This is a genomic window from Kitasatospora sp. NPDC050463 (assembly GCF_040655255.1).
GTDB lineage: Bacteria > Actinomycetota > Actinomycetes > Streptomycetales > Streptomycetaceae > Kitasatospora.
Genome location: NZ_JBFAJO010000026.1, coordinates 52,985 through 66,665, shown reverse-complemented (window position 1 = coordinate 66,665; position 13,681 = coordinate 52,985). Strand labels below are relative to the sequence as shown.

Below are 13,681 nucleotides of genomic sequence, written 5' to 3'. Positions count from 1 at the left end.
ATGCGTGTATCGCTCTCTTGACTGGCGTCAGCAGAGCGCCATACTGGCCTCACTCCCCGCTCGCCGAAGAGGTGCCGCCGTATGGAGCTCACACCCTCAGCGCATCTGGACACCTTCTGCCGTGACAGCCTCCCGCCGCTCGACCAGTGGCCGGAGCTTCTCTTCGAACTGCCCGAGCTGGCCTATCCGGACCGGCTCAACTGCGCGCACGCACTGCTCGACGAGACGATCGAGCGCCTCGGCCCCGACCGGCGCTGCATGCTCACCCCGACGGAGCAGTGGACCTACGGCGAGCTGCGCGAGCACGCGGACGCGGTGGCCCGGGTACTGACCGAGGACCTGGGCCTGGTCACCGGCAACCGGGTGCTGCTGCGCGGCCCCAACACGCCCTGGCTGGTCGCCTGTTGGCTCGGCGTGCTGAAGGCCGGCCTGGTGGCGGTCAGCACCATGCCGCTGCTGCGGGCACCCGAGCTCACCGCGATGCACGAGATCAGCCTGCCGGTCGCGGCGCTGTGCGACCACCGCAGCCTGGCCGAGCTGGAACGGGCCGCGATACCCGACCTCACCGTCCTGGCCTACGGCGGCCCCGGACCGGACGACCTCACCGCCCGCTGCGCGACCCGGCGCGGCCGCTTCGCCGCCGTACCCACCGCCGCCGACGACGTGGCGCTGATCGCCTTCACCTCCGGCACCACCGGTCGGCCCAAGGCCACCCTGCACTTCCACCGCGACGTCCTCGCCAACGCCGACACCTTCTCCAGGCACCTGCTGCGGCCCACCTGCGACGACCTCTTCGCCGGCACCCCGCCGCTGGCCTTCACCTTCGGCCTCGGCGGACTGGTGGTCTTCCCGCTGCGGGTCGGCGCCGCCGCGCTGCTGCTGGAGCGGACCGGCCCGGAGGAGCTCGCCGAGCAGGTCGCCCGGCACCGGGTCAGCGTGCTGTTCACCGCGCCGACCGCCTACCGGGCGATCCTGGCCGCCGGGCTGGCCGACCGGCTGGCCGGGGTGCGGCGCTGCGTCTCGGCCGGCGAGCACCTGCCGGCCTCCGTCTGGCAGGCCTTCCACGCGGCCACCGGGCAGCGGCTGATCGACGGGATCGGCGCCACCGAGCTGCTGCACGTGTTCATCTCCGCCGCCGACGGTGACATCCGCCCCGGAGCGACCGGCCGACCCGTCCCCGGCTACCGGGCCGCCGTCCTCGACCCGGACGGCTCCCCCGTCCCCGACGGCCATCCGGGCCTGCTCGCCGTCAAGGGACCGACCGGGTGCCGCTACCTGCGCGACGAGCGCCAGCGCGGCTACGTGCGCAACGGCTGGAACCTCACCGGCGACACCTGTGTCCGCGACAGCGACGGGTACTTCTGGTACCAGGCGCGCACCGACGACATGATCGTCTCGGCCGGCTACAACATCGCCGGGCCCGAGGTCGAGCAGGCGCTCGCCGGCCACCCCGACGTCCTGGACAGTGCGGTGGTCGGCGCGCCCGACGACCGGCGCGGGACCGTCGTCAAGGCCTACGTGGTGCTGCGCGAGGGCGTTCCGGCCGGGCCGGAGACGGTCCGGGCGCTCCAGGAGCACGTCAAGCGGACCATCGCACCGTACAAGTACCCGCGCGAGGTCGAGTTCGTCGCCGAGCTGCCGCGCACTGCGACCGGCAAGCTGCACCGGGCCGAACTGCGCCGGCGGACGGCCGCGCGCCCGGCGAGCGTGGCGGTGGAGCGCCGGGTGGAGTGGTCGGACACCGACGCGGCCGGGCACTACCACTTCTCGGCGGTGCAACGCTGGGTCGAGGCGGCCGAGGCGGTGCTGCTGCGCCGGCTCGGACTGGCCGACCTGTACGGCAGGATCCCGCGGGTGCACTTCGAGGCCGACTACCGCGAACGCCTCTGGTTCGGCGACCTGGTCCGCACCGAGCTGCGGGTGCTGCGGGTCGGCGGCTCCTCGCTGCACTACGCCTTCGAGGTCCATGGTCCGCAGGGCCCGGCCGCCGCCGGCCGGATGTCGGTGGTGCACGCCGCCGTGCGGGCCAAGGGCGCCGAGCCCTGGCCCGCCGAGGTGCGCCGGGCTCTGGCGGAGTCCGGGCCGCAGCAACCGGAGGCGTACCGGTGAGCGCCGGCGTGCGGCGGATCGCGGTGATCGGGGCCGGTCCCGGCGGGCTCTACTTCGCCGCGCTGGCCAAGCGGTCGGCGCCGCACCGGGAGATCACCGTGTGGGAGCGCGACGCCCGGGACGACGCGTTCGGCTTCGGCGTGGTCTTCTCGGACGAGACGCTGGACGGCATCGCCCAGGCCGACCCCCAGGTGTTCGCCGCGCTGTCGGCCGAGTTCGCCCGCTGGAGCGACATCGACGTCCGGTACGCCGGCCGGGTGCGCACCTGCGGCGGGCACGGCTTCGCCGCGCTGGACCGCAACCGGCTGCGCGCGATCCTGCAACGGCGCTGCGCCGAGCTGGGGGTCGACGTGCGCTACCGCACGCCCGCGCCGGCGGTCGAGCGCCTGGCGGCCGAGTACGACCTGGTGGTGGCCGCCGACGGCGTCCGCTCGGCGACCCGGGCGGCGTTCGCGGAGACCTTCCGGCCCGAGCTCGACGAGCGGCACTGCCGCTACATCTGGCTCGCCACCGACAAGGTCTTCGAGGCCTTCACGTTCATCGTCGAGCAGTACGACTTCGGCACGCTGCAGGTGCACGCCTACCCCTACAGCGATCGACGCTCGACCTTCATCGTGGAGATCGCCGAGGAGGCGTGGCGCAAGGCCGGCTTCGAGGTACCGGCCGGGCGGGAGCCCGGGCGCGGCGAGAGCGACCTGGCGAGCGTGCGGCGGTGCGAACGACTGCTCGCCGGGCACCTGGACGGCCACCGGCTGATCCCCAGCGCCTCGCGCTGGATCCGCTTCACCACCGTGCGCAACGCGACCTGGCACCACCGCAACGTGGTGCTGCTCGGGGACGCCGCCCACACCGCGCACTTCTCGATCGGCTCGGGCACCAAACTCGCCCTGGAGGACGCCCTCGCGCTGGCCGCCGCGCTGCACGAACAGCCGGATCCGGCCCGGACGCTGGCGGCGTACGAGGCCGAGCGGCGGCCGGTGGTGGCGTCCGCGCAGCGGGCCGCCCAGGCCAGCCTGGAGTGGTTCGAGACCGTCGAACGGCACACCGGCCAGGGCCCCGAGCAGTTCGCCTTCAACCTGCTGACCCGCAGCCGGCGGGTCACCTACGGGAACCTGCGCGCCCGCGACGCCGCCTTCGTGGACTCCGTCGACGCCGCCTTCGACCACGCGGCGACCGGCGACGCGCCTGCCGACGACACGACTGCCGACGACACCACGCCCGACCGCACCGCGCCCGACGGCGCCCGGAGCGTCCCGCCGATGTTCCGGCCGCTGCGGCTGGGCCGGCTCCGGCTGCGCAACCGGATCGTGGTGCCGCCACTGGCCACCTTCACGGCGGTGGACGGGCTGCCCAGCGGTTTCGACCGGGCCCAGCTCGCCGCGCAGGCCCTCGGCGGCGCCGGTCTGGTCTTCACCGGCATGACCGCCGTCAGCGCGCGGGGCCGGGCCACCGAGCGCTGCCCCGGTCTGTGGTCGCACGCCCAGGAGGAGGCCTGGCGCTCCGTCGTGCGCGCGGTGCGGGAGCTCGGCGACACCCCGCTGGGAATCCAGCTGACCCATGCCGGCCGGCGCGCGGCGAGCACGGTGCCCGGCGCGGACGGGATCGGGCACCCGCTCACGGACGGCTGGCCGACGCTGGCCGCCTCTCCGCTGCCCTGGGAGGCGGCCGGTCCGCCGCCGCGCGAGGCCTCGGCGGCGGAACTGGCCGGCGTGGTGGCCGACTTCGCGGCGGCCGCGGCCCGCGCCGACCGGGCCGGGTTCGACGTGCTGGGCCTGCAGTTCGGCCACGGCCACCTGGTCTCCGGGTTCCTCTCGCCGCTGACCAACCGGCGTACCGACGAGTACGGCGGTCCGCTGGAGCACCGCTTGCGGCTGGCGCTGGAGGTGCTGGCCGCCGTGCGGGCCGCCTGGCCGGCCGGCAAACCGGTCGTGGTGCGGATCTCGGCCGCCGACTGGGCACCGGGTGGCACCACCGAGGCGGAGGCGGTCGCGATCGGCCGGGCGCTGGCCGACGCGGGAGCGGACGCCCTGGACGTCTCCACCGGCGAGGTGGTCGCGCACCAGCAGGTGCCGTACGGACGCGGCTACCAGGTGCCGTTCGCCGACCTGATCCGCCACGCGACCGAGGTGCCGACCATCGCGGTCGGCGCGATCTCCGGCCACGACGACGCCAACTCGGTGCTGCTGGCCGGCCGGGCCGACCTGGTCGCGGTCGGCCGGGCGCAGCTGTACGACCCGCTGTGGACGCTGCACGCCGCCGCCGAGCAGGGCTACACGGGGCCCGGCGCACGCTGGCCGCAGCCCTGGCAGGCGGGCAGCCGCCGGCCGCCGGGGCCCGGCGCGGACCGGGTCGCGCCGCGGCTGCGGCTGCTGCCGGAGACGGCGGCGGCGCCGGTTCACCGCCGCTGGCTGCCCGGCCGCCCCGACGCCCCGCCGCCGGAGCGGGCCCCGGACCGGCCGGAGCACCGGACCGAGCGCGAGCCCGCCGAGCGCGAGCCCACGGAGCGCCAACCCACCGAACCCGCGCCGAACTGACGGAGGACCGGATGCCCCACCTGCCCCGCTTCACCGCCGCCGCCGTCCAGGCCGCCCCCGTCTACCTGGACCCGGACGCCACCGTCGACAAGGCCGTCGCGCTGATCGCCGAGGCGGCCGCGCACGGCGCCGCCCTGGTGGTCTTTCCCGAGGTGTTCGTGCCCGGCTACCCGTACTGGAACTGGACGATGAACCCCGTCCAGGGGTCGCCCTGGTTCGAACGCCTCTACCTCTCCTCGGTCGACGTGCCCGGCCCGCAGGTGGACGCCCTGTGCGCCGCCGCCCGCCGGGCCGGGGTGGTCCTGGTGATCGGCGTCAACGAGCGCGGCCCACACGGCGTCGGCACGCTGTACAACACGATGCTCACCATCGACGCGGACGGCCGGCTGCTCGGCGCGCACCGCAAGCTCGTGCCGACCTGGGCCGAGAAGCTCACCTGGGCGCCGGGCGACGGCAGCTCGCTGGTCGTGCACCGCACACCGGTCGGCCCGCTCGGCGTGCTCGCCTGCGGCGAGAACACCAACCCGCTGGCCCGCTTCACCCTGCTCGCGCAGGGCGAACTGGTGCACGCCGCAAGCTACATCGCGCTGCCGGTCGCGCCCGATGACTACGACATGGCGGAGGCCATCGCGCTGCGCGCGGCCGCGCACTGCTTCGAGGGCAAGGTGTTCACCGTGGTGTCCTGCTCGACGATCTCGCCCGAGATCGTCGACCTGGTGGCCGGCGAGGACCAGCAGGTGCGCAAGCAGCTCTCCCGCCCGCGCGCCGCGCTCTCCGGCGTCTTCGGCCCGGACGGGCGCCCGGTCACCGAGCCGCTGGTCGACGAGGAGGGCATCGTCTACGCCGAGATCGACCTCGCCGCCTGCATCCGGCCCAAGCAGATGCACGACATCGTCGGTCACTACAACCGGTTCGACGTCTTCCGGCTGCACGTCGACGACCGCCCGCACCGGCCCGTGCTGTTCACCGGCGGACACCGGCCCGACGATCGGCCGGAGCCCGAGGACCACCAGGAGGAATCGTGAACGACTACGACGACACCCGGCCGGGCCGGGCCCGGGTCGGGGACACCCCCGAACTCGCCGCCTACTACGAGGAGCTGGCCGAGCAGGAGGCGGGCGCGCTCTGGACGGTGGCGAACGACATCGAGCCCTGGTACCCGCAGCCGAAGTCCGTCCCGGTGCTCTGGCGCTACGCCGACCTGGCACCGCTGGTCCGCAAGGCGCTGCCACTGGTCCGGGCGGACGACGCCGGACGCCGGGTGGTGATGCTGGTCAACCCCGGGCGGCGCGACATCAGCGCGGCCGTCGGCCTGTTGTACACCGGCCTTCAGATCATGGGCCCGGGCGAGGCGATGACCGCGCACCGCCACCAGGCCGCCGCGCTGCGCTTCGTGCACGAGGGCACCGGCGCCTGGACGATCGTGGACGGGCAGAAACTCGCCGTCGGACCGCGCGACTTCGCGATCACGCCGAACAACACCTGGCACGAGCACGGCAACGAGGACTCCGACGAACCGGTGATCTGGCAGGACGGACTGGACATCCCGCTGGTCAACGCGCTCGACGCGGGCTTCTACGAAGTCCACCCCGAGCTCTACCAGCGGCCCGGCGCGGTGGTGAACTCCTCGCTGCTCAGCTACGCCGGCACGCTGCTGCCGTACGGCGTCGAGAAGTGGAGCCGCCCGTACTCCCCCCTGCTCGGTTGGCCCTGGGAGCCCAGCTACCAGGCCCTGTGCCGGCTGGCCCGAGCGGGCGAAGGGTCCCCGTACGACGGCGTGATCATGGAGTACACCAACCCGGTCACCGGCGGTCCGGTGATGCCGACCATGAGCGCCCACCTGCAACTGCTGCGCCCGGGCCAGGCCACCCTCGCACACCGGCACACCGGCTCGGTGGTCTACACGGCGGCCAAGGGCCGAGGCGTCTCGGTGATCGCCGGGCGGCGCTTCGCGTGGCAGCAGGGCGACATCTTCGTCGTGCCCTCCTGGGCCTGGCACGAGCACGCGAACCTCGACCCGGGCGAGGACGCCTGCCTCTTCTCGTTCAACGACTTCCCGGTGATGCGCTCGCTCGGCATGTACCGCGAGGAGTCGCACCCGGACAACGACGGCCGCCGGCCCGTCCTTCCCTGAGGAGCTTTCGATGCATCTGCTCAGCTACCGTGCCGGCAGCGGCGACGCGCCCCGCCTCGGCGCCCGGACCGGCAACCGGGTGACCGACCTCGCAGCGCTCGCCGCCGCCGCCGGTGCCGACCTGCCCGGTGACCTGGCCGCGCTGATCCGGGCCGGCGAGCCCGCCCTGGCCACCGCCCGTACGCTGCTGGCCGACGCCCGTTCGCTGCTGGCCGGCGCACCGGCCGACGCGTCGCTGCCGCTCGCCGAGGTCACGCTGTGCGCGCCGCTGCGCCCCGGCAAGATCGTCGGCATCGGCCTCAACTACGTCGAGCACGTCGAGGAGTCGCACCGCTCGCTCGACACCGAGCGCGAACTGCCCGACCGCCCGGTGCTGTTCGACAAGCCGGCCACCGCCGTCACCGGCCCCGGCGGGCCGATCCTGCACAACGCCGACCTGACCAAGCAGCTCGACTGGGAATGCGAACTGGCCGTGGTGATCGGCCGCACCGCCCGGCGGGTCGCCGAAGCCGACGCGTTGCGGCACGTCTTCGGCTACAGCATCGTCAACGACGTCAGCGCGCGCGACCAGCGCCGGTCCGGGCAGTGGTTCTTCTCCAAGGGCCAGGACTCCTACTGCCCGTTCGGGCCGGTCGTGGTCACCGCCGACGAGATCCCCGACCCGCAGAACCTCGACCTCTCGCTCCGGGTCAACGGCGTGACCATGCAGGACTCCAACACCCGCCACATGCTCTTCGGCATCGCCCGGTTGATCGCCGACATCTCCTCCGGGATGACGCTGGAGCCCGGCGACGTGATCGCCACCGGCTCGCCGTCCGGCGTCGGCGCCGCCCAGGTGCCGCCGCAGTTCCTGCAGCCCGGCGACCTGGTGGAGGCCACCGTCGAACGGATCGGCACACTCGCCAACCCGGTCGTCGACGCCCGCACCCACGACCTCGCCGGCCGCCACGACGGGCCGCGGGCATGAGGACGTACCGGATCGGCCAGATCGTCCCGAGCTCCAACGTCACCATGGAGACCGAGGTCCCGGCCCTGCTGCGGGCCCGGGAGACGGTCGCCGCCGAACGCTTCACCTTCCACTCCAGCCGGATGCGGATGACCCGGGTCACCCCCGAGCAACTGCGGGCGATGGACGCCGACTCGGACCGCTGCGCACTCGAACTCTCCGACGCCCGGGTCGACGTGCTCGGCTACGCGTGCCTGGTGGCCGTCATGAGTACCGGGCCCGGCTACCACCGCGAGTCCGAGCAGCGGCTGCACCGGCGCACCGTCGAGAACGGCGCGCCGGCGCCGGTGGTGACCAGCGCCGGCGCCCTGGTGGCCGGGCTGCACGTGCTCGGGGCGAAGAAGGTCGCTCTGGTCGCGCCCTACCTCCGGCCGCTCGCCCGCACGGTGGTGGACTACCTGGCGCACGAGGGCATCACGGTGCTCGACCACGCGGCCCTGGAGATCCCCGACAACCTGGCGGTCGCCGCCCACGACCCGGCCCGGCTGCCCGGGATCGCCGCGCGCCTCGCGCACGCCGAGGCCGACGCCGTGGTGCTCTCCGCCTGTGTGCAGATGCCCTCGCTGGCGGCCGTCGAGGAGGCCGAGCAGCAGCTCGGCAAGCCGGTGGTCTCGGCCGCGATCTGCACCGTCCACCAACTGCTGCGCGCGCTCGGGCTGCCCGCCTTCGCCCCGGGTGCCGGGGCGCTGCTCTCCGGCGCCTACGCCGACAGCGCGCCGCCCGCCCACGGGGGGCCGCCCGCCGGGCCGCGGTCCCGACCAGCCGGGTCCGTTCCGCAGTCGCCCGCCGCGCCGCCGTCCGGACCCCTGGGGCGCGCTCCGACAGTATGATCACGCCGGACGGTCGGCAGGAGAGGTCGGCACGGGAGGAGGGCCGCCATGCCGGAGAACACGCCACACCCCAAGGCACTCCCCCACCCCAGGACGCCCCCCAGCTCCCTGATCCACACGATCTACGGCGAGTTCGTCCGCCGGCTCGGCGGCTGGATCTCGATAGCCGACCTGATCGTCCTGATGGCGGAGCTGGACGCCGACGCCCAGGCCGTCCGGTCGGCGATCTCCCGGCTGAAGAAGGCCGGAACCCTGCTGCAGGAACGGCGCGAGGGCAACGGTTACCGGCTGAGCCCCGCGCTGGGCCCGGTCTTCGACGAGGGCGACCGCCGGATCTTCCACAGCCTGGAGCCCGCCGAACTCGCCGACGGCTGGGTGGTCGCGGTCTTCTCGGTGCCGGAGTCGGAACGCGCCAACCGCCACCAGCTGCGCTCCCGGCTGAGCTGGCTCGGCTTCGGCAACGCCGCCCCCGGCGTCTGGCTGGCACCCGCCCGGGTGCTGCCGGACGCCCGGCGGCTGCTGGAACGGCTCGGGCTGAGCGCGTACGTCCACCTCTTCCTCTCCGAGTACGCCGGGTTCGCCGAGCTGCGCTCGGCGGTCGGATCCTGGTGGGACTTCCCGGCGATCGAGGCACAGTACGCCGCCTTCAGCGAGGCCTGGGGGCAGCTGGCCGCCGACCTTCGCCCGGAGCCGCGGATCGAGGCGGTCGAGGCGTTCCGCGCGTACGTCCCGATGCTCACCCAGTGGCGCCGGCTGCCCTACCTCGACCCCGGGCTTCCCGCGCCACTGCTGCCGACGGACTGGAACGCCGTCGCGGCCCGCGCGGTCTTCACCGAACTGCACGGGCTGCTGGCCGGGCCCAGCCTGCGACACGTCGAGCAGCTCACCGGGCTGTCACCGCTCGAACCGCCCCCGCACCCCGATCGACCGCTGTAGCGCCCGAGGAGTCGCCGTGACCGACCGCACCCCCGCCGACCTGCTGATCCGATCCGGCGCCGTGCACACGCTCGTCCCGGGCGAGGCGCCGCGCCGCGCGCTGGCCGTCACCGGCGAACGGATCACCGCACTGTCCGCCGCCGCCGACGGGCTGGACCACCTGATCGGCCCGGGTACCGAGGTGCTGGACCTGCCCGGCACCACCGTGCTGCCCGCCTTCGACGACACCCACACCCATCTGATCCTCGCCGCGCACAGCATCCACGACGTCCCGGTCCACCGGGCCCGCGACCTCGACGAGTTCCTCGGCCTGATCCGCGAACGAGCGGCGAGCACGCCCCCCGGACAGTGGATCCGCACCACGATCAACTGGCAGGAGGTCAACCTCGCCGAACAGCGTCTGCCACGTACCGAGGAACTCGACGCGGCCACCGACGAGCACCCGGTGCTGGTGCGGCGCGGCGCCTACAACATGGTGCTCAACACGCCCGCGCTGCGACTCGCCGGCATCACCGCCGACACCGACGCCCCGCCCGGCGGCGTGATCGAGCGCGACGACCGGGGCCGGCTGACCGGCCGACTGGTCGACAAGGCGGTCGCCCTGGCCGAGCGGGTGCTGCCGCGACCCGCGCTCGCCGACCGGATCGAAGGCCTGCGGGCCGCGTCCGCCGACTACGCCGCGACCGGGATCGGCACGGTCCGCGACTGCCTGGTCCCGGTGGAGGACCTCGACGTGCTGCGCGCCGCCCGGCAGGCCGGCGCCCTGAGCGTACGGGTGCGGGCCCTGGTCTCCGGCTTCGGCGCCCGCACGCCCGGGCAGGTGGACGAGCTGCTCGACCGGATGGAGCCCTGGCGCGCCGATGGCGACGCGTGGCTGAGCGTCTGGGGCGTCAAGTTCGGCATCGACGGCGGCATCGAGGCGGGCGCGCTGGAAGAGCCGTACGAGGGGCGCCCGTGCTACCACGGCACCCTGCTCTGGGACCGGCAGGAGCTGGCGGCGGCCGTCGACCGGGTGGTCGCGCGCGGCTGGCGGGTCGGCGTCCACGCCTGGGGGGACCGCGGGCTGCGCATCCTGCTGGACGTGTTCGAGCAGGTGATCAAGGACCGCCCGGGGCTGGCTCCGGGCACGCTGGTCGTCGAGCACGGCGGGCTGGCCCGACCCGACCAGCGGTCGCGGGCGATCGCGCTCGGTGTCCCGGTCACGGTGCAGCACCCGCTGCTGCACGATGCGGCGACGGCCCAGATCCGGGCGTGGGGCGGCGAGCGGGTGCGTGGCATCTTCCCCCTGCGCGAGTGGCTGGACGAGGGGGCGCTGCTCGCGGCCGGCTCCGACTTCCCGGTCGGACCGTACGGCGCGATGGTCTCGGTCTGGGGCATGACGACCCGGCAGACCGTGGCCGGCGCGCAGGGCGTCGAGCACGCGATCACCCGGGCCGAGGCGATCGCGCTGCACACGGTCGACGCGGCGCGACTCGTCGGCGAGAGCGGAACGCGCGGCAGCCTGCGGCCCGGGGCGCTGGCGGACCTGACCCTCTGGCCGACCGACCCGCTGGACTGCCCGCCGGACGAGCTGGCGCAGCTGCGGCCGGTCCGCACCGTCCTCGGGGGCCGTACGGTGCACCGGGTCTGACTGACGCCGGGCGGCGAGCCACTCCCGGGGGGGTTCGGTCAGCTCCGGACGCGGCTGACCCGCCCCTCGTCCCAGACCGGCTCGTCCGCCTCCACCACCCGGCCGTCCGCCCGGAAGACCAGGAAGCGGCTGAACACCCGGGCGAACCAGCGGTCATGGGTGACCGCCACCACCGTCCCGGTGAACGCGGCCAGGGCCTCCTCCAGGGCCTCGGCCGAAATGAGGTCGAGGTTGTCGGTCGGTTCGTCCAGCAGCAGCAGCGTCGCCCCGGCCAGTTCCAGCAGCAGAATCTGGAACCGTGCCTGCTGGCCGCCCGACAGGGTCTCGAAGTTCTGCCGACCGGCCCCCGCCAGCCCGTACCGGCTCAGGGCGGACATCGCGCGCTCCAGGTCCAGCCCGGGGCGGGTCGCCCTCACCGGCCCCGAGGATCTCGGCGGGCGTCCGGCCGGCCCACTCCGGGTGCCGGTGCGTCTGGGCGAACAGCCCGGGCCGGACGCGTGCGCCCAGCCGGCAGGCACCGCTGTGCGCCACCGTCGGGGCCGCGTCCCCGCCGGCCTCGTCCAGCAGCCGCAGGAAGTGGCTCTTGCCGGACCCGTTCGAACCGAGCACGCAGACCCGGTCACCGAAGAACACCTCCAGGTCGAACGGCCGCATCAGCCCGCTGAGTTCGAGGCTCTGGCAGGTGATCGCACGGATGCCCGTCCGGCCGCCGCGCAGGTCCGGCGCGACCCGCTGGCGGCGCGGCGGCGCGGGCGGCGGCCCGGCCTCCTCGAACTTCGCCAGCCGGGTCTGGGCGGCGTGGTAGCGCGAGGCCATCTCGTCGCTGACGGAGGACTGCTGACGCAGCGTCCGGACCAACTCCTTGAGCTGCTCGTGCTTCTCGCTCCAGCGCTGCCGCAGCTCCGCCGCGCGCTGCCAGCGGGCCTCACGGGCCTCGGCCCAGGTGGCGAACCCGCCGCCGTGCGTCCAGGCGGTGCCGCCCTCCAGCGTCACGACCTGACCGGCCGTACGGCTCAGCACCTCCCGGTCGTGGGTGATCAGCAGCACGCCCTGACGGGTCTGGGCCAGCTGCTCCCAGCCAGCGCTTGCCGGGGACGTCGAGGTAGTTGTCCGGCTCGTCCAGCAGCAGCAGTTCGGCCGGGCCCCGGAGCAGCGCCTCCAGGGCGAGCCGCTTCTGCTCGCCACCGGACAGCGTCGACACCTCCCGGTACTGGGCGGCCTGGAACGGGGCGCCGAGCGCGGCGACCGTCACGGTGTCCCAGAGCACCTCGTGGTCGTACCCGCCGGCCTCGCCCCAGTCCACCAGGGCCTGCGCGTAGCGGAGTTGGGTGGGCTCGTCGTCGACCTCCATCATGGCGAGCTCGGCCGCGTCGAGGGTGGCGGCCGCGGCCCGCAGCGGCGGCGGTGCGACGGTGAGCAGGAGGTCCCGGACCGTCCGGTCGTCGCGCAGGCTGCCGATGAACTGCGGCATGACCGCGACGGCGCCCTGACTGCGGAACGACCCGCGCTGCGCGGTGAGTTCGCCCGCGAGCATGCGCAGCAGCGTGGTCTTGCCCGCACCGTTGTCGCCGATGAGCACGACCGTTTCGCCGGCCGGTACACAGAACGAGACGACACCGGGGAGTCCTTCTACGCGCTGGCCGCCGACTTCACCGTGGCGCTCGACCATCCGGCGGGCCTCGGAGTACCGGCCACCGGCAGCTCGGCCGAGACCCCGAGCGCCGCCGGACGGGCCGTCACCACCGCGACGGCCCGGCAGGTGCGGGACTTCGCCTGGTCCGCGGGCCCGTACTTCACCGTCTCCGGCCGCTCCGCGGGCGGGGTCGCGGTCACCGTCCACGCCGTGGCCGGCGTCGCTCCGGTGGACGCCCGGGCCATACTGGCCACCGCCGGGTCCGCGCTGGACGCGCACTCCGGCGCGTTCGGCGCCTACCCCTACGCCGAGTTGGACGTCGTGCTGGACGACGACCTCTGGTTCAGCGGCATGGAGTACCCGGGGTTCGTCCTGGACCGGGTGAAGACGAGCGCGCTCGTCCACGAGATCGCGCACCAGTGGTGGTACGGCATCGTCGGCGACGACCAGTACCACCAGCCCTGGCTGGACGAATCCTTCTCCGAGTACGCCACCGACCTCGCCCTCGGCCGGGACGGCGCCGGCTGCTGGAGGACCGTCGCGTGGTCGGACCCGCAGGAGCGGATCACCAACGGCATGGCGTACTGGGACGACCACCCGGCCCGGTACGGGATCGTGGTCTACGACTACGGTGCCTGCGCGCTGCACGACCTGCGGCGGCTGATCGGAGCGGACGCGATGGCCCGCCTGCTCCGCGGCTACGCCCACGCGCACTGGTACGGCGTGAGCAGCACCGCCGCGTTCACGGCCGCGGCCGGGGCCGCCACCGCCGAGGACCTGACCCCGTTCTGGGCCACCCATCGGATCGACACGTGAGCGGCCGCATGGCTCCGCCCCGTTCAGGCCGGCATGGCTCCCCCCCCCCCCCG

The 13,681-nt window shown here is 74.4% G+C and carries 8 protein-coding genes and 3 pseudogenes; 10 read left to right on the top strand and 1 reads right to left on the bottom strand.

What is annotated here, in order from left to right:
* Positions 1 to 81: 81 nt before the first annotated feature.
* The 9 genes and pseudogenes from AB0J08_RS18465 to AB0J08_RS18425 all read left to right on the top strand — a co-directional run.
* Positions 82 to 1,680: pseudogene (locus AB0J08_RS18465) on the top strand (AMP-binding protein); the annotation flags it as partial.
* A gap of 27 nt (positions 1,681 to 1,707) precedes the next feature.
* Complete coding sequence (locus AB0J08_RS18460) at positions 1,708 to 2,109, top strand: thioesterase family protein (RefSeq protein ID WP_360634757.1); 402 nt, start codon at positions 1,708 to 1,710, stop codon at positions 2,107 to 2,109.
* Entirely contained in the window at positions 2,106 to 4,643 is a 2,538-nt protein-coding gene (locus AB0J08_RS18455) for an FAD-dependent monooxygenase (protein WP_360634640.1), read from the top strand. Before AB0J08_RS18460 ends, AB0J08_RS18455 begins: the two co-directional genes overlap by 4 nt.
* Positions 4,644 to 4,654: 11 nt before the next feature.
* Complete coding sequence (locus tag AB0J08_RS18450) at positions 4,655 to 5,668, top strand: carbon-nitrogen hydrolase family protein (RefSeq protein ID WP_360634637.1); 1,014 nt, start codon at positions 4,655 to 4,657, stop codon at positions 5,666 to 5,668.
* The gene (locus AB0J08_RS18445; protein ID WP_360634634.1) at positions 5,665 to 6,777 is read left to right on the top strand and encodes a cupin domain-containing protein; all 1,113 of its coding nucleotides are present in this window, start codon (positions 5,665 to 5,667) and stop codon (positions 6,775 to 6,777) included. The genes AB0J08_RS18450 and AB0J08_RS18445 overlap by 4 nt, the downstream gene beginning before the upstream one ends.
* A gap of 10 nt (positions 6,778 to 6,787) precedes the next feature.
* On the top strand, positions 6,788 to 7,744 hold the full coding sequence (locus tag AB0J08_RS18440; RefSeq protein WP_360634631.1) for a fumarylacetoacetate hydrolase family protein: 957 nt from the start codon (positions 6,788 to 6,790) through the stop codon (positions 7,742 to 7,744).
* The gene (locus AB0J08_RS18435) at positions 7,741 to 8,613 is read left to right on the top strand and encodes an Asp/Glu racemase (RefSeq protein WP_360634628.1); all 873 of its coding nucleotides are present in this window, start codon (positions 7,741 to 7,743) and stop codon (positions 8,611 to 8,613) included. The genes AB0J08_RS18440 and AB0J08_RS18435 overlap by 4 nt, the downstream gene beginning before the upstream one ends.
* 48 nt (positions 8,614 to 8,661) lie before the next feature.
* Positions 8,662 to 9,549 carry a PaaX family transcriptional regulator C-terminal domain-containing protein gene (locus tag AB0J08_RS18430; RefSeq protein ID WP_360634625.1) on the top strand — a complete coding sequence of 296 codons (888 nt, stop codon included), beginning with the start codon at positions 8,662 to 8,664 and terminating at the stop codon, positions 9,547 to 9,549.
* Between the two features lie 16 nt (positions 9,550 to 9,565).
* Positions 9,566 to 11,179: an amidohydrolase gene (locus AB0J08_RS18425; RefSeq protein ID WP_360634622.1), complete on the top strand. Its 1,614-nt coding sequence runs from the start codon at positions 9,566 to 9,568 to the stop codon at positions 11,177 to 11,179.
* Between the two features lie 38 nt (positions 11,180 to 11,217).
* Here the strand turns inward: AB0J08_RS18425 and AB0J08_RS18420 are convergent.
* A pseudogene (locus tag AB0J08_RS18420) lies at positions 11,218 to 12,848 on the bottom strand (ATP-binding cassette domain-containing protein).
* Between AB0J08_RS18420 and AB0J08_RS18415 the strand changes: the two are divergent.
* Positions 12,792 to 13,628, top strand: a pseudogene (locus tag AB0J08_RS18415) (M1 family aminopeptidase); the annotation flags it as partial. The pseudogenes AB0J08_RS18420 and AB0J08_RS18415 overlap by 57 nt on opposite strands.
* Positions 13,629 to 13,681: the final 53 nt, after the last annotated feature.